This window comes from Pseudomonas sp. LBUM1662 (assembly GCF_059695915.1).
In genome coordinates this window covers 6,690,721-6,712,859 of record NZ_CP166793.1, presented here as the reverse complement: position 1 = coordinate 6,712,859, position 22,139 = coordinate 6,690,721, and the positions used below count along the sequence as shown (strand labels likewise).

The window sequence follows — 22,139 nt, the reverse complement described above, 5'->3', positions numbered from 1 at the left end:
GTTCAGGCCTGTTGAACAAAGGTCAGCCGCAGGGCGAAGCCGATCAACAGGCTGCCGAACAACCACTGTTGCAGGCGCTGGGCCGAAGGACTGCGTTGCAGCCAGCGGCCCAGTGCGGCGCCGGTCAAGGCGTAGGCGCTGTCGAACAGCAAACCGACACCGACCAGCAGCACTCCCAATACCGCAAACTGCGCGAGCACAGGTCCTGCGTGAGGGTTGATGAACTGCGGCAGCAAAACCGAACAGAACAGCAACGCCTTGGGGTTGAGCAGGTTGGTCAGCAAGCCGCGCTGGATGGACGCGCGCCAACACGATTTTTCGCCGGTTGCATCGGCGCCATTCAGGTTCGGCAACATCGTGGTTCGCAGGCACTGAATGCCGATCCACAGCAGGTAAGCGGCCCCCGCCAGACGCACCACGTCAAAGGTCCACGGCGCAGCCTTGAACAGCGCCGCCAGCCCCAACGCGGCCAACGCCACATGACAACCACGGGCAACGCCCAGGCCCACCGCCGTCGCCAACGCTGCACCTTTGCCCTGACGGGCGCCGGTTTGCAGCAGCAGAATCATGTCCGGGCCGGGCAACAGATACACCACCGCCAATGCCATGAAAAACAGCCAGAGTCCTTCCACGTTGCACCCCATTCGTTGTCGATTCGGTAGCGCCAGTCTAGGGTGCAAGGGCGGGGCAGGTGCTTGCGTAGTCAGCTTCTAAAGCATCAATAATTGGCATAACCTGCCACTTCGCAATCATCAAACCATCAGGATCTGCCAAACCATGAAACTGGACGCCTACGACCGCAAGATTCTCGCAGCCCTGCAACGGGACGGTCGCTTGAGCAATGTGCAATTGGCCGACGAGATCGGTTTGTCCGCTTCACCGTGTTTGCGCCGGGTGCGAATGCTGGAGGAGGCCGGTGTGATTCGCGGCTATCAGGCCAATCTTGATCGTGATGAGGTTGGGCTTGGGCTGACGGTGTTTGTCGGGGTCAAGGTTGAGCGCCACAACGATGAACAGGCCGAAGCTTTTCGCCTGGCCGTGACGGCATTGCCGGAGGTGATTTCGGCGTTCCTGGTATCAGGGGAATCGGATTTTCTGCTGCAAGTGGTGGTGCCGGATTTGCGCGGGTATGACCGTTTTCTCACGGAGCGACTGCTGAAATTGCCGGGTGTGAGCGATATCCGCAGCAACTTTGCGATTCACACGGTGAAGACGCCGGGGGCGTTGCCGTTGGGGCATTTGCCGCTTTAGACCGAGTCGACCAATTCGCGAGCAAGCCCGCTCCCACAGGGGATTTGTGGTGTTCACAAATCCCCTGTGGGAGCGGGCTTGCTCGCGAAGGCGGCCTGACTGGCACCATCAATCTGGCAGGCTCACTTACATCTGCGTCGCCATCCCCTCCACATTCATCGCCGCCTGACGCAACGCCTCGGACCGCGTCGGATGCGGGTGGCACGTCAACGCAATGTCCTCCGCCGAAGCGCTGAACTCCATCGCCACGCAATATTCACCAATCATTTCACTGACGCTTGGCCCCACAAGGTGCACGCCGAGAATCTCGTCGGTGCGCTCATCGGCCAGCACCTTGGCGAAGCCTTCGGTCTCGTGGTTGATCTTCGCCCGGCTGTTGGCGGTGAAGGGGAATTTACCAACCTTGTACGCGCGACCTTCAGCCTTGAGCTGCTCTTCAGTCTTGCCGACGCTGGCCAGCTCGGGTTTGGTGTAAATGACGTTGGGGATCAGGTCGTAGTTGACCTCGCCCGCCTTGCCGACGATCTGCTCGATGCAGGCCATGGCTTCATCTTCGGCCTTGTGGGCGAGCATTGGCCCGGAGGTGACGTCGCCGATCACCCACACGCCCGCAGCGTCGGTGCGGTGGCCCTTGTTGGTGAGCATGCCGCGCTTGTCGGTGGCGAGGCCAACGTTCTCCAGCCCCAAGCCCTTGGTGTAAGGCCGGCGGCCGATGGACACCAGCACGTAATCGGCTTCGAGCAGCTCGGCGGTGCCGCCCGCTGCCGGCTCCACGCTGAGCTTAACGCCGTTTGCCGAGGTAGTGGCGCTGGTGACTTTCGAGCTCAACTTGAAGCTGATGCCCTGTTTGCTCAATGAACGCTGCAGGGTTTTGCCTGCTTCACCGTCCACACCGGGGCAGATGCGGTCGAGAAATTCCACCACCGTCACTTGAGCGCCCAGGCGTCGCCATACCGAGCCCAGCTCCAGGCCGATCACGCCGGCACCGATCACCACCAGGTGTTTCGGCACTTCCGCCAGTGACAGCGCCCCGGTGGAGTCGAGGATGCGCTTGTTATCGATCTCGACGCCGGGCAGGGGAGTGGGCTCGGAACCGGTGGCGATGATGATGTCCTTGGCGGTCAGTTCGGTCTTGCCGCCCTGGCTGTCGGTCACCGTCACTTTGCCCGGCCCGTCGATGTGGCCCCAGCCTTTGATCCAGTCGACTTTGTTTTTGCGAAACAGAAATTCGATGCCCTTGGTCAGCCCGGTCACGCTTTCATCTTTCTGCTTCATCATCTGGGCGAGGTTGAGGGTGGGTTTGACCTCGATCCCCAGGTTGGCGAATTCGCTGCCCATGGCCGCGTCGTAGAGTTCCGAGGCATGCAAAAGCGCCTTGGACGGCATGCAACCGACGTTGAGGCAAGTTCCGCCGAGGGTCGCGCGGCCTTCCACGCACGCCGCTTTCAGGCCCAGCTGACCCGCGCGGATCGCTGCGTTGTAACCGCCGGGGCCACCGCCCAGTATCACGACGTCATAAGTGCTCATGGATGTTCTCCTGGACTGAAAGGGAAATGGGCTGGATAACCGTAGTCTTTGATTAAAATTACGGACGTAATATGTGCGTTCGGGGCTATTTCGGTCAAGGCTTCAGCAAGGCGACAGGTTGAGCGTCTTTAGATAGAGCGATTTAGTACAAAAATTTCACCACTTTCGTTATATCGTAACGAAATACGAAGTAGCCAATGATCAGCACTGGGGTGGTATGCAAGTCGATCTCGAAGTCGATGGAACGCAGGTAGCCGGGCTGCCGCGCTTTCAGCAGGCGGTCTTTCAAGGGCGGCGATTACGGCAGTACGCCATCGGCCTGAGTGCCTTGGCGGCGGTCGGGTTGTTGTTGGCGTTTTTCGTCGGGCTGTTTGCGCCGTTGTCGCTGTGGGCGCCGTTGCTGGTGAGTCAGAGCGCCGGTTTGCTGGTGCTGATCGCCGGTCTGCAATCAGCGTGGTGGGTGACTCAGTGGCGCGTGCAGGCGATGAGCCCGCCGCCGCCGGTGGTGGTAACGGAAGAAGCCGTTGCTCCTGAAGGCTGGTATGAACGACTGCTGGAGCGACTCAGTCAGCGCTGGGTGCGCATGCTCGGGCAGATCGGCGCGCCGACCCTCTGGCTCGGCGGCTGGGCGCTGCTGTCGATCTTCAGCATCAGTCAGTTCTGGAACCTTGCGTTGCCGCCCGCTGCGTTGGGATTGTCGGCGAGCGTCGGCGCGGTGCTGTCGTTGTTGCTGGCCTTCGTTTTGCTGGTGCTGGAGCGTCAGCTCGCCCAGGAAAACGTCGCCCAATGGCCAGAAGCGGGGCAGTTGGCCCAGTTGAGCCGGGTGGCGATCATTTGCCTGGTGTTAAGCGCGTTGTGCTTGTTGTTCGGCAGCGAAACTTCGGTGTGGCCGGTACGCCTCGCCGTGTTGATCGGCTTGCTGCCAGGGCTGGTTGCGGTCGAGTTGTTGCTACGCGCCGTGCTGTCGCTGTTCAGCCCGCGCCGTGAACAACTTGAACCGACGTTGCTCGCGCGCAGTTTTGTCGCCGACATGCTGCGCTGGCCGCCACAACCGTTGCTGGCGTTGCAGCACGAATTGCATAACCGCTTTGGCATCGACTTGCGGCAGATTTGGGCGTTCACCTACATGCGCCGGGCATTTTTGCCGGTGATGTCGGTGGTGGCGATTGTCGGGTGGTCGCTCACCGGCATTCACGAAATACCGCTGCAAGGGCGTGGCATCTACGAGCGTTTCGGCAAACCGGTGGAAGTGTTTGGTCCTGGATTGCACGCCGGTTTGCCGTGGCCATTGGGCCGAGTACTGAGCGTTGAAAACGGCGTGGTTCACGAGTTGGCCACCAGCGTTGGCGAAACGTCGGCGCCGGTCGTCCTGGAACCGGCGGAAGGCCCGGCGCCGGCGATTGCCAATCGCTTATGGGACGCCAGCCATGTGAACGACAAATCCCAGGTCATCGCCAGCAGCCGTGCCGACAAGCAGAGCTTTCAGATCGTCAACATGGACGTGCGTTTTGTCTATCGCATCGGTCTGACCGATCAAGCGGCGCTGGCCGCAACGTACAACAGCGCCGATGTACCGACGCTGATTCGCAGCACCGCCAGCCGGATTCTGGTTCACGACTTTGCCTCGCGAACCCTCGATGGTTTGCTCGGCGAAGACAGGGTAGGGCTGGCCGGAGAGATTGGCCGCGCCGTGCAATCTGATCTGCAAAAACTCGACAGCGGCGTGGAAATTCTCGCGACGGTGGTGGAGGCGATTCATCCGCCGGCCGGTGCGGCCAACGCTTATCACGGGGTGCAGGCGGCGCAGATTGGTGCCCAGGCATTGATCTCCCGCGAGCGCGGCGCGGCAGCGGAGGCGACCAATCAGGCGCAATTGCAGGCCAGTATCGCTCGCGATCAAGCCACCGCCAGTGCCCATGAAATCAATGCCACCGCTCAGGCGGCTGATCTGAAATTTACCGCCGAACAGAAAGCGTATGCCAGCGCCGGTCAGGCGTTCGTGCTGGAGCAGTATTTCAGCCAACTGACTCAGGGCCTGGCCAACGCCAAATTGCTGGTACTCGATCATCGTCTGGGTGGCAGCAGCAACGCGCCGACCATCGACCTACGAACCTTCACGCTGCCGGCCGATCCTGCGTCGCCGCGCACCAGCGCTCAGCCAGGAGCCACCCATTGAGCCAGTCGCACTCTCACGATCATGACGACCACGCCGGCCACGATCACGGCCATGGCGGACATCACCACGGTCACCATCACCATCATCACGGCGATCCACAGGAAGCCGGTCCATTCCCGTGGCGGCGCATGGGCTGGGCAGCGCTGCTTGTAGCATTCGCGATTGCGGCAGCGAGTCTGGTGCAAGTCCGATCGGGGGAGGCCACGGTGATCACTCGCTTCGGCAATCCTTCGCGGGTGTTGCTGGAGCCGGGTCTTGGCTGGCGCTGGCCGGCACCGTTTGAAGCGGCCATTCCTGTCGACTTGCGGCTGCGCACCACCTCCAGCGGCTTGCAGGATGTGGGCACGCGCGACGGTTTGCGGATCATTGTTCAGGCGTATGTGGCGTGGCAGGTGCAGGGCGACCCGGACAACGTGCAGCGCTTTATGCGCGCCGTGCAGAATCAGCCGGACGAAGCGGCGCGGCAGATTCGCACGTTTGTCGGTTCTGCACTGGAAACCACCGCGAGCAGTTTCGATCTGGCCAACCTGGTGAACACCGACGCCAATCAGGTGCACATTGCCGACTTCGAAGCGCAGCTGCGTAAACAGATCGATCAGCAGTTGCTGACTACGTATGGCGTTCGGGTGCTGCAAGTGGGTATCGAGCGTTTGACCCTGCCGTCAGTGACACTCACCGCCACCGTCGATCGCATGCGTGCCGAGCGTGAAACAATTGCCACTGAACGCACCGCCATCGGCAAGCGGGAAGCCGCGCAAATCCGATCCGCTGCCGAACGTGATGCGCGCATTGTGCAAGCCGATGCGACGGTGAAGGCCGCCGACATCGAAGCTCAATCCCGCGTCGAAGCTGCGCAGATTTATGGCCGTGCCTACGCCGGATCGCCGCAGCTTTATAACTTGCTGCGCTCCCTCGACACCTTGGGCTCGATCGTGTCCCCGGGCACCAAACTGATATTGCGCACCGATGCCGCCCCTTTCCGGGTGTTGGTTGACGGCCCGCCGACCCTCGAAAACAAGTCCGGGTCGCAGCCATGAATTTAGTTCCACGTGGAACACATGAGTTGAGTAGCCCCTGGATTCAGGCCGGGCGACTGGCTTTTCTGGCGCTTTACGCAGTGACAATTCTCGCCGCGCTAGCCTGGGCGTTCTCCAATGTGCGGCAGATTGATCCGCAGAATCGCGCAGTGGTTCTGCACTTCGGTGCGCTGGATCGTATTCAGAATGCCGGGTTGCTGTTGGCTTGGCCGCGCCCCTTTGAACAGGTGATTTTGTTGCCGGCAGCCGATCGGGTGATCGAGCGTCGGGTGGAGAATCTGCTTCGTAGCGATGCCGCTTTGCAGGCAGATCGGGTGGCGTCTTTCGCGACACCGCTGAGCGATGCGCTCGCTGGCTCGGGTTATTTGCTGACCGGTGATGCGGGCGTGGTGCAACTGGATGTGCGGGTTTTCTACAAGGTCACCGAACCCTACGCCTTCGTGCTTCAAGGTGAACATGTGCTGCCGGCCCTCGATCGGCTGGTCACTCGCAGTGCCGTTGCACTCACCGCCGCGCGAGACCTCGACACCATTCTGGTGGCGCGGCCGGAGCTGATCGGCACCGACAATCAGGCGGCCGAACGCCGAGAACGTCTGCGCGGTGATTTGGTACAGGGCATCAATCAGCGACTGGCCGAGCTGACCGCGACGGGGCAGGGACTGGGCATCGAAGTGGCGCGAGTCGATGTGCAATCGAGTCTGCCCGGCCCTGCGGTTAATGCCTTCAATGCGGTGCTGACTGCCAGCCAGCAAGCCGACAAAGCCGTCGCCAATGCGCGAACCGAGGCCGAGAAACTGACCCAGACGGCCAATGAACAAGGTGACCGAACGCTGCAAGTCGCCCACGCTCAGGCGAGTGAACGGCTGGCTAAAGCCTCGGCTGATACGGCCACGGTGTTGAGCCTGGCCAAGGCGCAACAACAGGGCACCGACCCGCAAATGTTGCTGCGCATTTACCGTGAGCGAATGCCGAAGATTCTTGGCAAGGCCGGCTCGGTGACGACGGTCAATCCGAAAGACGATTCCCGCCTGATCATTCAGGGAGCAGCACAATGACCGCCCAAACAGCCGCCGCACCAAGCATGTTGTCTTCGGCTGAACAACGCAGTGCTGCGCGCCATTTGACCCTGGCCATGCTCGCACTGGGCTTGCTCAGCCTCGGATTGATTTGGCGTTGGTTATCACCTGAGCAGACCGGCGTCAGCCAATTACTGCTCGGATTTGCTTCGCTGCTGGTGGCCGTGCCGGTGATGCGTTCGGCGTGGTACAGCCTGCGTTATCCGAGCCTGCACGGGATCACCGATCAGCTCATCGCCCTCGCCATGCTCGGTGCCTGGGCTACGGGTGACCTGCTGACCGCTGCGTTGCTGCCGATCATCATGATCTTCGGCCACGTACTGGAGGAGCGCAGCGTGATCGGTTCACAGGAAGCGATTCGCGCCCTCGGCAAACTGACCCGCAGTCACGCACGCAAGGTTCAGGCGGACGGTGCCATCGTCGAGGTCGACAACGGCACACTCAAGACTGGCGACATTGTCGAGGTGCGCGCGGGTGACCGTGTGCCGGCTGATGGTCGGGTGTTGTCCGGTCAGGCGAGTCTCGACACGGCATCGATTACCGGTGAGTCGGTGCCGGTGGAGGCGGGCGTCGGCATGCAGGTCTTCGGCGGGGCAATCAATCTTGACGGCCTGCTGCGCCTCGAAGTGACGCGCACCGGCAACGAATCGACCCTCGGGAAAGTCATCGCCCTGATGCAAAGCGCCGAGCGTTCGAAGCCGCCGATCACCCGTTTGCTCGAACGCTATGCCGGCAGCTACATGGTGCTGGTGTTGCTGTTGGCGGCGGTGACCTGGTTTGTCACCAACGATGCCCAGGCGATGCTCGCGGTGCTGGTGGCGGCGTGTCCTTGCGCGTTGGTGTTGTCGGCACCGGCCACGGCAATTGCCGGCGTCGCGGTGGCGGCGCGGCACGGGATTCTGATTCGCAGTTCGGCGTTTCTGGAAGAGTTGGCGGACCTGACGTCGCTGGTGGTCGACAAGACCGGAACCCTGACGTTTGGCACCTTGCGCTTGCAGTCCATCGACAGCCCGTTGGAGGACCGTAGCCACGTAATGAAACTCGCGGCCAGTCTCGGTTCGGCCAGCAGTCATCCGGTCAGCCGTGCGCTCGCCGGTCTGGTTACGCAGGAACATTTTCTGCTGCTGTCGGACATCCGCGAGCGCCAGGGTCTGGGCGTGGTCGCGATGACAGAGCAGGGTGAAGCGGCACTCGGTCGCCCGGAGTTGTTCGCGCAACTGGGCATCACCACGTCGGCTGTTCCCGAACACGACGGCCCGATTGCCGGGCTGGCACTTAACGGTGAATTCCTTGCCTGGCTATTACTGGCCGACAGCGTCAAACCCGAGGCGCGTTTTGCCTTGAGCGAGTTGCGTGAACTTGGCTTGGGTCGTCAGTTGCTGCTCACCGGCGATCGGAACAGCGTGGCGCACACGTTGGCGCGTGATGTCGGCATCAGCGACGTGGAAGCGCAGGCCTTGCCCGAGGACAAACTGAATCGCGTGCTGACAGAAATCGGTAACGGTTTCCGGCCTATGGTGGTGGGGGATGGCATCAACGATTCGCTCGCGCTCAAGGCCGGCGTCGTGGGTGTGGCCATGGGCGCGGGTGGCGCAGACATCGCGCTGGCGTCGGCGGACATCGTGCTGATCGGCAGCGACCTGCGTCGCCTCGGCACCTGTGTCCGGTTGAGTCGCCAATGTCGACAGACCTTGCAGGTCAACGTGATCATCGGCCTGGGCTGGACCCTGGCGATTGTCGCCTTCGCCGCGTTCGGCTGGCTGGGTGCTGCGGGGGCGATGATCGCGGCGTTGCTGCATAACCTCAGTACGTTGCTGGTACTCGGTAACGCAGGGCGTCTGCTGCGCTTTCAGGAGCCTTTACTGAAAATCAAGGACGAGGCTTGAGCGCCTCTAAACCGAGGGTATGAGGGCAAAACCAACTTTTTAGAACTGTGCATAAAGTTTGTAGTCATCTAGGGTGAGGACCATCTGCTTCTTGGACTCCTGACGGCTGGTTGAAGCGCCGCGAGTTATAGAAAAACGCTATTAAATCGATAGCCAGCTATTTTTCCAGGATGGTCTACCCTCACATCAGACGTCTGAAACAAGGGGGATTTTCCATGCTCGCGCAACTTCCACCGGCCTTACAGAATCTGCAGTTACCGCTACGCCTGCGACTCTGGGACGGCCATGAATTCAACCTGGGGCCGACGCCCAGCGTCACTATTGTGGTCAAGGACCCACAAATGGTTACCCAGTTCACTCATCCAAGCCTGGACGCGCTCGGAGCGGCGTTTGTCGAAGGCAAGCTTGAACTCGAAGGCTCCATCAGCGATGTGATTCGCGTCTGTGATGAATGGAGCCAGGCATTGCTCGGTGACCAAGACAGTCAGCCCGTGCGCACCGTCCACGACAAGGAAACCGACGCGAAGGCGATTTCCTACCACTACGACCTTTCCAATGCGTTTTATCAGCTGTGGCTCGACAGCGACATGGCGTATTCCTGCGCCTATTTCGAGACCGGCAGCGAAACGCTGGAGCAAGCCCAGCAAGCCAAATTCCGTCACCTGTGCCGCAAGCTACGGCTGCAACCGGGTGAATACCTGCTGGATGTCGGTTGCGGTTGGGGAGGGCTGGCCCGCTTTGCAGCCCGTGAGTTCGGCGCGAAAGTGTTCGGGATTACCCTGAGTAAAGAGCAACTGGCCCTGGCCCGTGAAAGGGTGACCGCCGAAGGCCTGGACGATCTGGTCGAACTGCAATTGCTCGACTACCGCGACCTGCCTCAGGACGGGCGCTTCGACAAAGTGGTCAGCGTCGGCATGTTCGAACACGTCGGCCACGCCAACTTGGCCGAGTACTGCAAGACCTTGTTCGGCGCGGTGAAAGAGGGCGGCCTGGTGATGAACCACGGGATTACCGCCAAGCACACTGATGGCCGTCCGGTTGGACGCGGTGCCGGTGATTTCATCGAGAAATATGTGTTCCCCAACGGCGAGTTGCCGCACCTGTCGATGATCTCTGCCGAGATCAGCGAGGCCGGGCTGGAGATCGTCGACGTCGAGAGTCTGCGCCTGCACTACGCGCGCACCCTGGACCATTGGAGCGAACGCCTGGAGGACAATCTGGAAGCGGCATCAAAACTGGTTCCGGAACAGGCGCTGCGGATCTGGCGGTTGTACCTGGCCGGGTGCGCTTATGCATTCGCCAGAGGCTGGATCAACCTGCACCAGATCCTCGCGGTGAAAGCCCACGCCGATGGCAGCCACGAACTGCCCTGGACGCGAGACGACATCTACCTTTAGAGAATCGGTGAAATAAGCCGGGCGATCCGCATGCCGACCTGTTGCAGGCGGCGGGTCTCCCGGCTTTCTTCTTTGGCGATCTCGTGGGCCTGGGCGAAGTCATCGTTTAGCATCTGTTCCACCTCGGCGGCAAACGCGCTGTCGACGGTCAGCAGCATCACTTCAAAATTGAGCCGGAACGAACGATTGTCCAGATTGGCGCTGCCGATCGCGCTGATTTCGCTGTCGATCAACACCACTTTCTGATGCAGGAAACCCGGTTCGTAACGGAACACGCGCACGCCTGCGCGCACCGCTTCGAAGGCGTAGAGACTTGAGGCCGCGTAAACGATTCGGTGGTCCGGTCGTGACGGCAGCAGCACCCGCACATCGACGCCGCGTAGCACCGCCAGTCTCAACGCTGCGAATACCGCTTCGTCAGGGATGAAGTAAGGGCTGGTGATCCACACCCGCTCTGTTGCCGCATGGATGGCTTCGACGAAGAACAATGAACAGGTTTCGTAGGAATCAGCCGGGCCGCTGGCGAGCAATTGGCAGAGCACGCCGTCGTCCGGATACACGTCCGGCAGGATCAGCGGTGGCAACGAGCGAGCCGCCCAGAACCAGTCTTCGGCAAACGATTCCTGCATGCAGGCCACCACCGGCCCGCACACGCGAACGTGGGTGTCGCGCCAGGGCGCCAGCGGAGGCTTTTCGCCCATGTATTCATCGCCGACATTGTGTCCGCCGACGAAGCCCAGAATGCCGTCGACGACGACGATCTTGCGGTGATTGCGGAAATTGACCTGGAAGCGGTTGAGCCAGCCGCTGCGGGTGGCGAAGGCTTTGACCTCGACACCGCCATCACGCAACGGTTGCACGTAACTGTGGGGTAGGGAATGGCTGCCGATGCGGTCGTAAAGCAAGTGGATCGCCACGCCTTCAGCGGCTTTCTTCAGCAGCAGGGTTTGCAGGCGCTGGCCGAGGCGGTCGTCGTGGATGATGAAGAATTGAATCAGCACCGCTTCCCTGGCGTTGTCGATGGCTTCGAAAATCGCGTCGAAGGTGGCTTGGCCATTGATCAGCAAACGCACTTCGTTGTTCGCCAGGCAGGGCATGCGTCCCAGTTTCGGCATGGCCCTCAAGGACGCATAGGCACTGGAAGCACGAGCGGTCAGCGCTTCTTCTACCCAGGGGCGCCAGTTGAGCTCGGAGATGGCCTTGCGCATTTCCTCGTTGGCCTGTCGCCGCGCCTTGATGTAGCCATCGAAGGTGCTGCGGCCGAAGACCAGGTACGGAATAAGGGTGAGGTAAGGCATGAAGATCAGCGACAGGGCCCAGGCGATAGATCCCTGGGCGGTCCGGACGGTGAGTACGGCGTGAATGGCTGCGATCAGGCCCAGCGTATGAAGCAGTGCAATCATGTAGCCGAAAATGTGCGGTCCAAAGTAATCCATGGGGCAGCCTTGCTCCTGAAGATTCAATGCTTAACAGACCATGTTCCGTGCAGAATGTCGCTATTTAATTGGCCCATGAACCGAAGCCATTGGCTGACGTCTAACGGCCACTACTGATCAGGAGTTACTCGATGAACGTTCGTCTGCTGGGTTTGGCCGTGGCTTTTGGTTTGGCACTTCCTGTGGCCGCACAGGCGCAGATGCTGCAGCCAGGTTTGTGGGAATTGACCACGAGCAACATGAAGGTCGATGACCAGAACCTGCCGGACTTGCAGTTGATCCTCGGTCAGTTGCAAGGCCAGATGACCCCGGCACAGCGCGCGCAGCTGGAGAAGCAGGGCATCACCATGGGCGGAAAGGGGATTCGGGCGTGTCTGACGCCGGAGCAGGTGAAGTCGGACAATATCCCACTGACGGATCCGCAATCGGGCTGTAAACAGGAAATCACTGAGCGCAGCGGCAATCAGTGGAAATTCCGTTTCAGCTGTCCAAAAGCGCAGGGTGCGGGTGTCGCCACCTTCCTCAGTGATCGTGAGTTCACCACCAAGGTCAACGGTACGTTCAATGCGACCGGCATTCAGCAGAAGGGTAGCCTTGATACTCGTGCGGTGTGGCTGGGTCAGGATTGCGGAACGGTCAAGCCGAGGGCTTAACAGCTTCGCGGGCAAGCCTCGCTCCTACTGGGTCGATGTAGATTCTGTGGGAGCGAGGCTTGCCCGCGAAGAGGCCGGCTCAGACACCCTCAATGCCCGTTGACCTCAGCCAGTCACACACCGCCTCAACAGCCATCCTGCCGAAATCCTCTCCGGTACGGCTGCGCACACTGACAAACCCACCTTCTTTTTCTTTCTCCCCGATCACCACCAGATACGGCACCCATTGGCTGTGCTCGCGGATCTTGTGGCGGACTTTCTCGTTGCGCAGATCCGCACGCGCGCGCACGCCGCTTCGGCGCAAGGCTTCGGTCACCGACTGTGCGTAATCCGCCTGACGCTCGTCCATGCTGACAATGACCACGTGCGGCGGCGCCCGCCAGTCTTCCAGTTCCTGTTGGCAGGACCAGCACGTGCCATAGATCCGTTGGGGTGCCGTGCCGCTGATGTGATCGAGCGCGAATGCCTGCAACACTCTGGTTGCAGGAACATGCGGGCCCGATGACACACATTCGAAATCCCCGAGCAAGTAGGGCAATGACCTCTGCGTGGGCGCTGAAACGGATACCGGATTGCGGCGCCGGATCGAATGGTTGGTGGCTGCCAGGGTCCGCATGCGTGCTTCGATGCTGGCAAGGTCGACCAAGTTTAACGGACGCTCAAGAGCAAACTCATAAAAGAAGCCGTCACCCAGCGCCGATCCGGTCTGCAATTGCGCTTTTGGATAGAGCTGCTTGATGGCCACCGCCAGCATCAATGCGCAGGAACGTCGCAGGATTTCCAGCCCATCGGGCTCCTGAGGCGTGACGATGCTGACGCGGGCGTCGGCCTCGATCATGAATTCACAGTCGACCAGAACGCCGTCCACCCGTCCGGCCACAGCCGCTTTGGCCAGCCCGGCACCGATGCTCGCGGCGAACTCATACACCGACAACGGTTGGTCGTACTCACGCAATGAACCATCGCTCAGGGTGATGTGAATCATGTCGATGCTCTCGAGTGCTATAAACGCGCGCTAGCGCATGAACCGTAGGGGAAAACCCTGACAGTTGTCATTAAGACGTTTGTCGTGCCAGGCGATTTGCCCCGAGACGATCGTGGTGCTGACGCGGTGACGAAAACGCTGGCGGGCGAAGGGCGTCCAGCCGCATTGCGACAAGACCGGCTCCCTGGAAACGGCAACGCCTTCCGGCTCGGGTTTGATCAGAACCAGGTCAGCCCAGTAGCCTTCACGCAGATAACCGCGGTCGGGAATGGCAAACAGATCAGCCACGCGGTGACTGGTCTTGGCCACGAGGGTAGTTATCGGCAGAACTTCATTAATCACCAGTTCCATTAACGCGGGCAGGGCATGTTGCACCAATGGCAAACCGGAGGGCGCCTGGCGGTAGGGGCGCTGTTTTTCCGCCCAGGTATGCGGCGCGTGGTCGCTGCCGATGACGTCCAGTCGATTGCTCAGCAAGGCATGACGCAAGGCATCCCGATCAGCTTGGCTCTTGATCGCCGGATTGCACTTGATCAGGTTGCCAAGGCTTGGGTAGTCGCGATCATCAAACAGCAAATGATGCAGGCAGACTTCAGCGGTGATGTGTTTCCGGGTCAGCGGTTTGTCTTCGAACAGCGCCAGCTCGCGGGCGGTGGTCAGGTGCAAAACGTGCAGTCTCGTGCCATGCCGTTTTGCGAGGTCCACGGCCATTGAGGAGGATCGAAAACAGGCTTCGGCGTCGCGAATCAGTGGATGGACGGCGGCGGGTATGTATTCCCCGAAACGCTCGAGCACCTTCGCAGTATTGGCTTCGATGCTTGGCGTGTGTTCGCAATGGGCCAGCAGCAGGGTTGGCACTTCGGCGAACAATCGTTCAAGCGTCTGCGGATCGTCCACCAGCATGTTGCCGGTCGAAGCGCCCATGAACACTTTTACGCCAGCCACTTCGCAGGGATTGAGCGCCGCGACGGTGTCGAGGTTGTCATTGCTCACGCCGAAGTGGAAGCCGTAGTTGGCGACAGAATTGATCGCCGATCGACGCTTCTTGTCAGCGAGTGCTTCGAGGGTCAGGGTGGCCGGGTTTGTGTTGGGCATGTCCATGAAACTGGTGATGCCGCCCGCCACGGCCGCCCGGGATTCGGTGTAAAAGCTGCCCTTGTCCGGCGCCCCGGGATCGCGAAAATGCACTTGGTCGTCGATCATTCCAGGCAGTAGCCACTGCCCTTGAGCGTCGATTTCGACGTGGGCATTTTCGCCGTCAATGCTGCTGGCGATCTTCACGATCCGGCCGTTGCTCACCAGCAGATCGCCTTCGAATTCCCGACCTTCATTCACCATTCTGGCATTGCGAATCAGCACGCTGCTCATGGTCAAAACTCGTTCTGCAGGGCTTTGTAGCCGCGCACCAGATCGACGTTGGTGCGCGCCACGTCTTCGGAAAACTCCGAGGCACTGACGCTCACCGGTGGGAATTGCGAGAGGTCGGTGTTGGGGCCGATGCGAGTGGTGGAGGGCACGTAGAAGTCCTCAGGCAAGTCGCGACCGTCGACCACCGAGTTGTGTCGCACCACGCAGCCATCGCCGACCGCGCAGTTGAACAGCACGCTGTTGAACCCGATGAACACTCGGTCGCCAACAGTACACGGGCCATGAACGATGGAGCGGTGAGCGATCGAACTGAACTCGCCGATGGTCACCGCCGCGCCGGACTTGGAGTGAATCACCACGCCATCCTGGATGTTCGAATTGGCGCCGATGGTGATCGGCTCCATCTCGCCTGACGCGTCCACTTCATCGGCGCGAATGACGGCGTAGGGACCGACGAAGACGTTTTCGCCGATCACCACCTTGCCGCAGATGATTGCAGTTTTATCCACGTACGCGGACTCCGCAATCAGTGGCAAATCGCCTGATGGATTCTTGCGGATCATGGTTTCCTCAATGCGTCGTAGAGGGTGTTGAGGTTGTATTCGAACAGGCCGGCGAAGGTACTCGCCGGACCGGTCGCGGCGAGCGCATCGGAGTACAGCGTGCCACCGATGTGCGCGCCGCTTTCGTCGGCAATCTGTTTCAGCAAGCGGGCGTCCTTGATGTTTTCCATGAACACCGCTTTGACCTTGGCTTGGCGAATCTGGGTGATCAGCGCAGCGACTTCGGCGGCCGAAGGTTCGCGTTCTGTGGACAGGCCCTGCGGTGCCATGAAGTCGATGCCGTAGGCCTGGCCCAGATAACCGAAGGCGTCATGTGACGTCACGATCTTGCGGTTGCCCGGTGGCAACGAACCAAGCTTGGCCTTGGCTTCGGCGAGCAGCGCGTAGATCTGTTTCAGGTAGGCCTGGCTGTTGCGTTCGTAGTCGGCCTTGTTCGCCGGGTCGGCGGCGATCAGCGCCTTGGTGATGTTGCTGATGTACAGCTCGGTGTTGGCCAGGTTGTGCCAGGCGTGAGGGTCGGGCACGGTCTCGCCGTCTTCATCCAGAGAGCGCGGGATGACGCCGTGGCTCGCGCTGATGACCGGGGCTTTGGTCTCAGTGCTGGTCACCAGACGGTCCAGCCAGGGTTCGAAGCCCAGACCGTTTTTGATGATGAGCCTGGCCTTGAGCAAGGCTTTGGCATCGTCCGGGGTTGGCTCGTAGGTGTGGGCATCGGCGTCGGGACCGACCATGTTCGTGATCTGGATATGGTCACCACCGACCTGATGGGTCATGTCGGCGAGGATGCTGAAACTGGTGACCACCTGAAGTTTTTCCGCAGCACACAGCGACATCGACAGCATCAAACTGAACAGCACGAGTAAAGCGCGCATCGGAAAACACCTCATTGGGATGTGAGCAAAGGCGGGCGGCGCAGCAAGCCGTGCACCGGACCGAACACCACGGACAGCAGATAAAAACCACCCGCCACCAGCACGATCGCCGGGCCGCTGGGCAGCGAGTAGTAGAACGACAGCAACAAACCGAGCCACACCGAAAGGCAGCCGAGCAGGGCGGCGATCGCAATCAACACCGGTAAACGACGACTCCAGAAACGCGACGCGGCGGCGGGCAACATCATCAGACCGACCACCATCAATGCGCCGATGGCCTGGAAACCGATCACCAGGTTCAGCACCACCAGAGTCAGGAACACGCCATGCGCCAACGGACCGAGGCGACTGACGGTTTGCAGGAAAAGCGGGTCGAGGATGTCCAGCAACAACGGTTTGTAGATCAGCGCCATGGCGATCAGGCTGAACCCGGAGACCCACAGCATGCCTGTCAGCGTCGGCCCATCGACCGCCAGTGCCGAGCCGAACAACAGGTGAAGCAGGTCCAGACGTTTGCCCGCGATGCCGAGGATCAGCACGCCGCTGGCGAGGGATATCGGGTAGATCGCGGCGAGGCTCGCGTCTTCGCGCAACCCCGTTCGGCGGGTGATCCAGGCCGCGAGTCCGGCCATGCTCAGGCCTGCGCCGAGGCCGCCGATGGTCAGTGCCGGCAGACTCAGACCGGCGAACCAGAAACCGAGCGCTGCGCCGGGCAGGATGCCGTGAGCCACCGCGTCGCCGATCAGGCTCATGCGCCTCAGGATCAGAAATACCCCCAGCGGTGCCGTACTGCAGGCCAGGACCAATCCGCCAACGAGTGCCCGGCGCATGAATACAAACTCGTGGAACGGTTGCCAAAGCTGAGCGGCAGCGAGCATCAGGCCACCTGCGTTTGCGGTTGCTGTCGGATCAGTTCGGTACTGGGTCCAAGGACGCAACCGCTGCTTTTGATCAACAGGCTTTGAGGGATGTGTTGGCGAACCGCGGCCAGGTCATGACACACGACCAGCAGGGTCCGACCTTCGGCGTGCCAGGCGTGGATGTGCTTCCAGAGCAGCGACTGACCCAGTTCATCGAGTGCAGCGTGGGGTTCGTCGAGCAACAACAAAGGGGCTTCGGCGAGGCTCAAACGGGCGAGCAGGGCGCGCTGTAATTCGCCACCGGAAAGGGCCATCAATGGGCGTTGTTCCAGACCGCTCAGGCACCAATCTTCCAGCACGGCTTTGAGGCGTTGGCGGCGTAGCTCTGGTGATTGTTTGCTGCCCCAGAAACCGGCAGCCACCAAGTCCTGGAGGCTGATGGGGAATTGCCGGTCGAGGTGTTGCTGCTGGGGAAGAAAGGACAGGGAGCCCTTGCGTGGAACATCGAGGCTGACTTTTCCTGCCAAGGGTTTTTGCAGCCCAGCGATGACTTTCAGCAGGCTGCTTTTACCGGAGCCATTGGCGCCGATTACGGAAGTCAGACTGCCTTTGGGTAACTCGAAATCGACGGGCGGCGTGAGCGGGTGACCGGGCGCGCCCCAGCGCAAGGCCTGGCAATGGATCATGCGGCCTCCCAGTTCCATCGGCTTTCGGCGACAGCATCGTGGGCATGAAGGCTTTCGGCGTGAACGACGCGTATGTGGAAGGCGTTGATGCCGGGCGAGCGTTTCAGGGCCAAATTCAAGCGGCGGGCAGCGTCTTCGCAGAACATCAGGTTCTGACCATTGGCCAAGGCGAAGGCTTGTTCATCGGCGCGTTTTACGGCGGTTTGCACGGCGGTTCCGAGTGCGGCTTCGGCGTCGTTGATGAACGCAATCAGCGGCAAGTCATCCAGGTAGTCGTCCAAGCGCAGATGTAGAAGTGCGTTGCTGCGTTGGCTGTGAGGCGTCGCCACTATGCCTTTTGTAGAACCTAGCCACGCCAATACATCGGCGTGTTGCAGTGACTTGTTGGCAAAGTCGTCGACGAATTGCTGCTGAATCAACTGTCGGGACAGTGCGGCTGAACACGGACACGTTGAGGAATAGGGGACGTCGATTTTTAGTTCCACGTGGAACATCGTGTTTTTCAACCGCGCTTCGATGCTCACCGGATAGGTTTTCCAGCCAGCCAATGGGCTGATGAGCGCCGGCCTTTTGAGGAGCAAATCCGCATCAATTTTTAAGTAGGCGGTGTTGGACAGTCCTTCATGACTGTCGAGGAAACGTTGCAAAACTCTCCGCAGAAGGACGGGTGTCAGGTTTTCCTGTTCGAGCATTTCCAGCGCCAAATACAGCCGGGACATGTGAATGCCTCGCGCTTCTCCATCATCGAGGCTCACGCCGGCGTCAGCCTTTGCGCTCAGCCGTTGGCCATCGAACAAAACAGGAAGGGCGATGCCGCACATGCCCACCCAATCGAGTGGCAGGGCTTGGCGTGAAGCCTGCGCGGCGATATCCGGCAGAGTCAGCGCATTCATGAGCAGGTCCATCGTAGGAGTCGGTTTCTAATGTTATGTTATTACATCTGAATCGACTACGCCTTTTTCACGAGCGGCTCTCAAGTTGTCCTGTCGATCGCTCAGCTATTGGCCAAGCGCTTGAAGCGCGAAAAGGGTTTCGACGTGAAACTGGTGCGCAACGATGATTTCTTCTTGCCGCTGCGCAAGCGTGTCGAGATTGCCCGCAAGCACAATGCCGATATGTTCATCTCGGTGCATGCGGACGCGGCGCCGCGTCTCACCGCTTCAGGTGCCTCGGTGTATTGCTTGTCGGAAGGAGGCGCCACTTCGGCCACGGCGCGTTTCATGGCGCAGCGGGAGAACGGCGCGGACTTGTTGGGCGCGACGAGTCTGCTCAATCTCAAGAACAAGGACCCGATGCTCGCCGGGGTGATTCTCGACATGTCGATGAACGCCACCCTCGCTGCGAGCCTGGCGTTGGGCAGCACCGTCCTCGGCAGCTTGGCGGGCATCACCACGCTGCATCAGAAACGCGTGGAACAAGCGGGGTTCGCGGTGCTGAAGTCGCCGGACGTGCCGTCGATCCTGGTGGAAACCGGCTTCATTTCCAACGCCCGTGACAGCCAGCGACTGGTGACCGCGCGCCATCAGCAGGCTGTGGCGGACGGTTTGTTCGACGGATTGCAGCGTTATTTTCAGAAGAACCCGCCGCTCAACAGTTACATCGCCTGGCAACAACAGCAGAAAAAAGCGCAGGCCTAGCAGCCGGCGATCCGGCTGCAGGTGAACTTGGCGCTGCTGCCGCCGGAGCTGGAAAAACGATTGATCGTGGTCCAGCCAACCCGCCGGTTGTAACCGACCCAGGCTTCGCCATCGGAGGCGATACCGGTGAAGAACGTGAGCTGTCCGTAACGGCTGTTGGTCTGGGCCCAATAGCGTTTGCCCACTTTTTCGAAGCCGCGCAAATACAGCGTGCTGCCCACGGTGTTGACGCTGTAGGCATTGCCATCGGCGTCTACGCAGGCGAGCAGATTGGCGCTTCGAGTGCATGTGGCCAGGCTCGGAATTTGCGCCCAGGCGTCTACGGCGAACAACAGCGGAAGGCTCATCAGCGCTGACTTCAGGGCAATACGCATGGGAATTCTCACGGGTTGGACGGGTTTCAGCATCGTGCCCTTTATCGTGGAGGGCAAGAGTGGGCTGGCTTGATTGCATTGTTATACTATAACATTGAAATCAGCCCGACACTGCGATCGGGCATCTCTGTGAGGAATTCCTGATGCCCAATCGTCTCCCCGTGACCGTCCTGTCGGGCTTTCTCGGCGCCGGTAAAAGCACGCTGCTCAACTACGTGTTGCGTAACCGCGAGAACCTGCGAGTCGCCGTGATCGTCAACGATATGAGCGAAATCAACATCGATGGCAGCGAAGTCCAGCGCGACGTCAGCCTGAACCGTGCCGAAGAAAAACTCGTGGAGATGAGCAACGGCTGCATTTGCTGCACGTTGCGCGAAGACCTGCTCGAAGAAGTCAGCAAACTCGCCAGGGATGGGCGTTTTGATTACTTATTGATCGAATCCACCGGCATCTCCGAGCCATTGCCCGTGGCCGAAACCTTCACTTTCCGTGATGAAGAGGGGCATAGCCTGGCCGACATCGCGCGGCTCGACACCATGGTCACGGTGGTCGACGGCATGAACTTCCTGCTCGATTATCAGGCCGCTGAAAGTCTCGCTTCCCGCGGAGAAACATTGGGCGAGGAGGACGAGCGCTCGATCACCGATCTGTTGATCGAGCAGATTGAATTCGCCGACGTGATCCTCATCAGCAAGATCGATTTGATCAGCAGCCGCGAGCGCCAGGAACTGATCGCGATCCTTGAACGCCTCAACGCTCAGGCAGAAATCATCCCGATGGTCATGGGTGAGATTCCTCTGAAAAAGATCCTCAACACCGGTCGTTTCGACTTTGAAAAGGCAGCCCAGGCGCCGGGCTGGTTGCAGGAATTACGCGGTGAACATGTGCCGGAAACCGAGGAGTACGGCATCGCCTCGACGGCTTACCGAACCCGCCGACCGTTTCATCCGCAGCGTTTTTTCAACTTCATCGATCGGCCTTGGGTAAACGGCAAACTGCTGCGCTCCAAAGGCTTTTTCTGGCTGGCCAGCAAGCACATGGACGCCGGGAGCTGGTCCCAGGCCGGTGGCTTGATGCGCCATGGCTTCGCCGGACGCTGGTGGCGTTTCGTGCCAAAAACCCAGTGGCCGCAGGACGAAGAAAGCACGGCCGGGATCATGGAAAACTGGACCGCCGCCACGGGCGATTGCCGCCAGGAACTGGTGTTCATCGGTCAGAACATCGACTTCGCGCAACTCACCGCCGAGCTCGACAATTGCCTGCTGACCGATGATGAAATGGCCTTGGGCGTGGAAGGCTGGCGCCTGCTGGCAGATCCGTTCGGCCCTTGGCACGAAGAGGTGGCCGCCTGATGTTGGCGCCCAGTCTGAAGCGACGGCCGATCGTTCAACAGGTTCAGGGTGAAACGCCGCAAACGCTGACGCGAATTCTTGAAGACGGTGTGAACCTCACCGTCTGGCAGCGCCAACTGCCGGCGCACATCGATGATTTCGGACGCTTGCTGTTGTGCCTGAACGAGCCACTGGCTGAATCGCTGGTCCTGGAGTTGTACAGCGATGACGCCGAACCCGATTTGCAGGGATTGGCCTCAGGATTCAGCGATCTTGAAGGGTATGCCGGTTTCATTGCCGACGTCTCCTGGCTGGTCAGCGCGTTCGCCTGTCTGTTGGGCACCAGGCGCATCGGCCTGCGCGTGCGGGTCCTGGACAAGGCCATGTGCCCACGCTTTCACGTCGATCATGTGCCGGTGCGGTTGATCACTACGTATTCCGGCGTCGGCAGTCAGTGGCTGAAAGAAGGAGTGATGGATCGCCGGCAACTGGGCAAACCTGAGGCCGAACCCACTGAGGATTCGCTGATCGAGCAACTCGCCAGCGGCGAAGTGGCACTGCTCAAAGGCGAGAAATGGCATGGCAACGAGGGTTTCGGCCTGATCCACCGTTCGCCGCAACCCGCGCCGGGCGAACGCCGTTTGATTCTGACCCTGGACTGGCTGGCCTAAGGCTTGAGCCAGTTGCCTTGGCTTTGGCCTTCGCAAAACGGCTTCAGATACGCCGCATCGGTGGCCACGCCGTAATAGTGAATATCCTGCCGGTAAGGCATATTGGCGACTTGGGCGTTGCTGCATACGCCGAACGCGCCGGCGGGGCATTGGTCGACGTATTGCACCTCGACGTTCTGCCCGGGCAGGTTCGGTTGGCAGAATCCGTCGGCGAAGAGCTTTTGCGGGATGTTGCGGTTTTGCTGGCACACTTTCACGTCGAGTCGCTCGGCTGTGCTATGTACCACGCAAGCCTGGGCCAGCGCTTCGCCGGAACACAGGGCCAAGAGCAACGACAATCCCATCAACCGCAT

Annotated in this window: 21 protein-coding genes and 1 pseudogene; 10 read left to right on the top strand and 12 right to left on the bottom strand. The window is 60.4% G+C overall.

Annotated elements, in window-relative coordinates:
- Positions 1-2 precede the first annotated feature (2 nt).
- Positions 3-632: a LysE family translocator gene (locus ACA049_RS30610; RefSeq protein WP_497332097.1), complete on the bottom strand. Its 630-nt coding sequence runs from the start codon at positions 630-632 to the stop codon at positions 3-5.
- Between the two features lie 145 nt (positions 633-777).
- On the opposite strand from ACA049_RS30610, the gene ACA049_RS30605 reads away from it, so the two are divergent.
- Positions 778-1,251 carry an Lrp/AsnC family transcriptional regulator gene (locus tag ACA049_RS30605; RefSeq protein ID WP_010465412.1) on the top strand — a complete coding sequence of 158 codons (474 nt, stop codon included), beginning with the start codon at positions 778-780 and terminating at the stop codon, positions 1,249-1,251.
- A 126-nt stretch (positions 1,252-1,377) separates the two neighbouring features.
- Here ACA049_RS30605 and lpdA read toward each other — a convergent pair whose 3' ends face one another.
- Positions 1,378-2,778: a dihydrolipoyl dehydrogenase gene (lpdA, locus tag ACA049_RS30600; RefSeq protein WP_497332095.1), complete on the bottom strand. Its 1,401-nt coding sequence runs from the start codon at positions 2,776-2,778 to the stop codon at positions 1,378-1,380.
- Between the two features lie 217 nt (positions 2,779-2,995).
- Here lpdA and hflK (ACA049_RS30595) point away from each other — a divergent pair, with 217 nt between their 5' ends.
- From hflK (ACA049_RS30595) to cfaB, 5 genes are all read left to right on the top strand, one after another.
- Positions 2,996-4,954, top strand: coding sequence for a protease modulator HflK (gene hflK, locus ACA049_RS30595; protein WP_497332093.1), 1,959 nt, complete (start codon positions 2,996-2,998; stop codon positions 4,952-4,954).
- Positions 4,951-5,991 carry a protease modulator HflC gene (gene hflC / locus ACA049_RS30590; RefSeq protein ID WP_497332091.1) on the top strand — a complete coding sequence of 347 codons (1,041 nt, stop codon included), beginning with the start codon at positions 4,951-4,953 and terminating at the stop codon, positions 5,989-5,991. The genes hflK (ACA049_RS30595) and hflC overlap by 4 nt, the downstream gene beginning before the upstream one ends.
- Positions 5,988-7,046, top strand: a complete 1,059-nt coding sequence (gene hflK, locus ACA049_RS30585; protein WP_497332089.1) for a protease modulator HflK — start codon at positions 5,988-5,990, stop codon at positions 7,044-7,046. The genes hflC and hflK (ACA049_RS30585) overlap by 4 nt, the downstream gene beginning before the upstream one ends.
- Positions 7,043-8,953, top strand: coding sequence for a cation-translocating P-type ATPase (locus ACA049_RS30580; protein ID WP_497332087.1), 1,911 nt, complete (start codon positions 7,043-7,045; stop codon positions 8,951-8,953). Before hflK (ACA049_RS30585) ends, ACA049_RS30580 begins: the two co-directional genes overlap by 4 nt.
- A gap of 215 nt (positions 8,954-9,168) precedes the next feature.
- Positions 9,169-10,350 carry a C17 cyclopropane fatty acid synthase CfaB gene (cfaB, locus tag ACA049_RS30575; RefSeq protein WP_497332085.1) on the top strand — a complete coding sequence of 394 codons (1,182 nt, stop codon included), beginning with the start codon at positions 9,169-9,171 and terminating at the stop codon, positions 10,348-10,350.
- Here the strand turns inward: cfaB and cls are convergent.
- Complete coding sequence (gene cls, locus ACA049_RS30570; protein WP_497332083.1) at positions 10,347-11,786, bottom strand: cardiolipin synthase; 1,440 nt, start codon at positions 11,784-11,786, stop codon at positions 10,347-10,349. The two genes, cfaB and cls, sit on opposite strands and share 4 nt — an antisense overlap.
- A 131-nt stretch (positions 11,787-11,917) precedes the next feature.
- Between cls and ACA049_RS30565 the strand changes: the two genes are divergently transcribed.
- Entirely contained in the window at positions 11,918-12,439 is a 522-nt protein-coding gene (locus tag ACA049_RS30565) for a DUF3617 domain-containing protein (protein ID WP_497332081.1), read from the top strand.
- A 79-nt stretch (positions 12,440-12,518) separates the two neighbouring features.
- Here the strand turns inward: ACA049_RS30565 and ACA049_RS30560 are convergent, their stop codons facing one another.
- From ACA049_RS30560 to folE2, 7 genes are read right to left on the bottom strand one after another with little or no spacing between them, the layout of a single operon-like run.
- Complete coding sequence (locus ACA049_RS30560; protein ID WP_497332079.1) at positions 12,519-13,424, bottom strand: His/Gly/Thr/Pro-type tRNA ligase C-terminal domain-containing protein; 906 nt, start codon at positions 13,422-13,424, stop codon at positions 12,519-12,521.
- Between the two features lie 30 nt (positions 13,425-13,454).
- Positions 13,455-14,792 carry a dihydroorotase gene (locus tag ACA049_RS30555; RefSeq protein WP_497332077.1) on the bottom strand — a complete coding sequence of 446 codons (1,338 nt, stop codon included), beginning with the start codon at positions 14,790-14,792 and terminating at the stop codon, positions 13,455-13,457.
- Positions 14,793-14,794: 2 nt separating this feature from the next.
- Complete coding sequence (locus ACA049_RS30550; RefSeq protein WP_077748526.1) at positions 14,795-15,355, bottom strand: gamma carbonic anhydrase family protein; 561 nt, start codon at positions 15,353-15,355, stop codon at positions 14,795-14,797.
- A complete protein-coding gene (locus tag ACA049_RS30545; RefSeq protein ID WP_497332075.1) occupies positions 15,352-16,227 on the bottom strand; it encodes a metal ABC transporter substrate-binding protein in 876 nt (291 codons plus the stop codon). Before ACA049_RS30545 ends, ACA049_RS30550 begins: the two co-directional genes overlap by 4 nt.
- 11 nt (positions 16,228-16,238) lie before the next feature.
- A complete protein-coding gene (locus ACA049_RS30540; RefSeq protein ID WP_497332073.1) occupies positions 16,239-17,105 on the bottom strand; it encodes a metal ABC transporter permease in 867 nt (288 codons plus the stop codon).
- On the bottom strand, positions 17,105-17,773 hold the full coding sequence (locus tag ACA049_RS30535) for a metal ABC transporter ATP-binding protein (protein WP_497332071.1): 669 nt from the start codon (positions 17,771-17,773) through the stop codon (positions 17,105-17,107). Before ACA049_RS30535 ends, ACA049_RS30540 begins: the two co-directional genes overlap by 1 nt.
- Entirely contained in the window at positions 17,770-18,666 is an 897-nt protein-coding gene (folE2, locus tag ACA049_RS30530) for a GTP cyclohydrolase FolE2 (protein WP_497332069.1), read from the bottom strand. The genes ACA049_RS30535 and folE2 overlap by 4 nt, the downstream gene beginning before the upstream one ends.
- Positions 18,667-18,750: 84 nt before the next feature.
- On the opposite strand from folE2, the pseudogene ACA049_RS30525 reads away from it, so the two are divergent.
- Positions 18,751-19,410 (top strand): annotated as a pseudogene (locus ACA049_RS30525) (N-acetylmuramoyl-L-alanine amidase); the annotation flags it as partial.
- Here the strand turns inward: ACA049_RS30525 and ACA049_RS30520 are convergent.
- Positions 19,407-19,784: a glutamine synthetase gene (locus ACA049_RS30520; RefSeq protein ID WP_497332067.1), complete on the bottom strand. Its 378-nt coding sequence runs from the start codon at positions 19,782-19,784 to the stop codon at positions 19,407-19,409. The pseudogene ACA049_RS30525 and the gene ACA049_RS30520 sit on opposite strands and share 4 nt — an antisense overlap.
- Positions 19,785-19,927: 143 nt before the next feature.
- Here ACA049_RS30520 and zigA point away from each other — a divergent pair, with 143 nt between their 5' ends.
- Positions 19,928-21,136 (top strand): zinc metallochaperone GTPase ZigA, encoded by a 1,209-nt coding sequence (zigA, locus tag ACA049_RS30515; protein ID WP_497332065.1) that lies wholly within the window; start codon positions 19,928-19,930, stop codon positions 21,134-21,136.
- Positions 21,136-21,786, top strand: a complete 651-nt coding sequence (locus ACA049_RS30510; protein ID WP_497332063.1) for a DUF1826 domain-containing protein — start codon at positions 21,136-21,138, stop codon at positions 21,784-21,786. Before zigA ends, ACA049_RS30510 begins: the two co-directional genes overlap by 1 nt.
- Here ACA049_RS30510 and ACA049_RS30505 read toward each other — a convergent pair.
- Positions 21,783-22,139 (bottom strand): NADH:ubiquinone oxidoreductase, encoded by a 357-nt coding sequence (locus ACA049_RS30505; RefSeq protein WP_497332061.1) that lies wholly within the window; start codon positions 22,137-22,139, stop codon positions 21,783-21,785. The genes ACA049_RS30510 and ACA049_RS30505 overlap by 4 nt on opposite strands.

What these genes read in the sequence shown, in the direction of transcription:
- ACA049_RS30605 (WP_010465412.1), top strand. Translation starts at nt 778, where the DNA reads ATGAAACTGGACGCCTACGACCGCAAGATTCTCGCAGCCCTGCAACGG.
- ACA049_RS30560 (WP_497332079.1), bottom strand. Translation starts at nt 13,424, where the DNA reads ATGATTCACATCACCCTGAGCGATGGTTCATTGCGTGAGTACGACCAA.
- ACA049_RS30510 (WP_497332063.1), top strand. Translation starts at nt 21,136, where the DNA reads ATGTTGGCGCCCAGTCTGAAGCGACGGCCGATCGTTCAACAGGTTCAG.
- zigA (WP_497332065.1), top strand. Translation starts at nt 19,928, where the DNA reads ATGCCCAATCGTCTCCCCGTGACCGTCCTGTCGGGCTTTCTCGGCGCC.
- cls (WP_497332083.1), bottom strand. Translation starts at nt 11,786, where the DNA reads ATGGATTACTTTGGACCGCACATTTTCGGCTACATGATTGCACTGCTT.
- ACA049_RS30540 (WP_497332073.1), bottom strand. Translation starts at nt 17,105, where the DNA reads ATGCTCGCTGCCGCTCAGCTTTGGCAACCGTTCCACGAGTTTGTATTC.
- ACA049_RS30545 (WP_497332075.1), bottom strand. Translation starts at nt 16,227, where the DNA reads ATGCGCGCTTTACTCGTGCTGTTCAGTTTGATGCTGTCGATGTCGCTG.
- ACA049_RS30535 (WP_497332071.1), bottom strand. Translation starts at nt 17,773, where the DNA reads ATGATCCATTGCCAGGCCTTGCGCTGGGGCGCGCCCGGTCACCCGCTC.
- ACA049_RS30520 (WP_497332067.1), bottom strand. Translation starts at nt 19,784, where the DNA reads ATGCGTATTGCCCTGAAGTCAGCGCTGATGAGCCTTCCGCTGTTGTTC.
- cfaB (WP_497332085.1), top strand. Translation starts at nt 9,169, where the DNA reads ATGCTCGCGCAACTTCCACCGGCCTTACAGAATCTGCAGTTACCGCTA.
- ACA049_RS30505 (WP_497332061.1), bottom strand. Translation starts at nt 22,139, where the DNA reads ATGCGGTTGATGGGATTGTCGTTGCTCTTGGCCCTGTGTTCCGGCGAA.
- lpdA (WP_497332095.1), bottom strand. Translation starts at nt 2,778, where the DNA reads ATGAGCACTTATGACGTCGTGATACTGGGCGGTGGCCCCGGCGGTTAC.
- hflK (WP_497332089.1), top strand. Translation starts at nt 5,988, where the DNA reads ATGAATTTAGTTCCACGTGGAACACATGAGTTGAGTAGCCCCTGGATT.
- ACA049_RS30580 (WP_497332087.1), top strand. Translation starts at nt 7,043, where the DNA reads ATGACCGCCCAAACAGCCGCCGCACCAAGCATGTTGTCTTCGGCTGAA.
- ACA049_RS30555 (WP_497332077.1), bottom strand. Translation starts at nt 14,792, where the DNA reads ATGAGCAGCGTGCTGATTCGCAATGCCAGAATGGTGAATGAAGGTCGG.
- folE2 (WP_497332069.1), bottom strand. Translation starts at nt 18,666, where the DNA reads ATGAATGCGCTGACTCTGCCGGATATCGCCGCGCAGGCTTCACGCCAA.
- ACA049_RS30550 (WP_077748526.1), bottom strand. Translation starts at nt 15,355, where the DNA reads ATGATCCGCAAGAATCCATCAGGCGATTTGCCACTGATTGCGGAGTCC.
- hflK (WP_497332093.1), top strand. Translation starts at nt 2,996, where the DNA reads ATGCAAGTCGATCTCGAAGTCGATGGAACGCAGGTAGCCGGGCTGCCG.
- ACA049_RS30565 (WP_497332081.1), top strand. Translation starts at nt 11,918, where the DNA reads ATGAACGTTCGTCTGCTGGGTTTGGCCGTGGCTTTTGGTTTGGCACTT.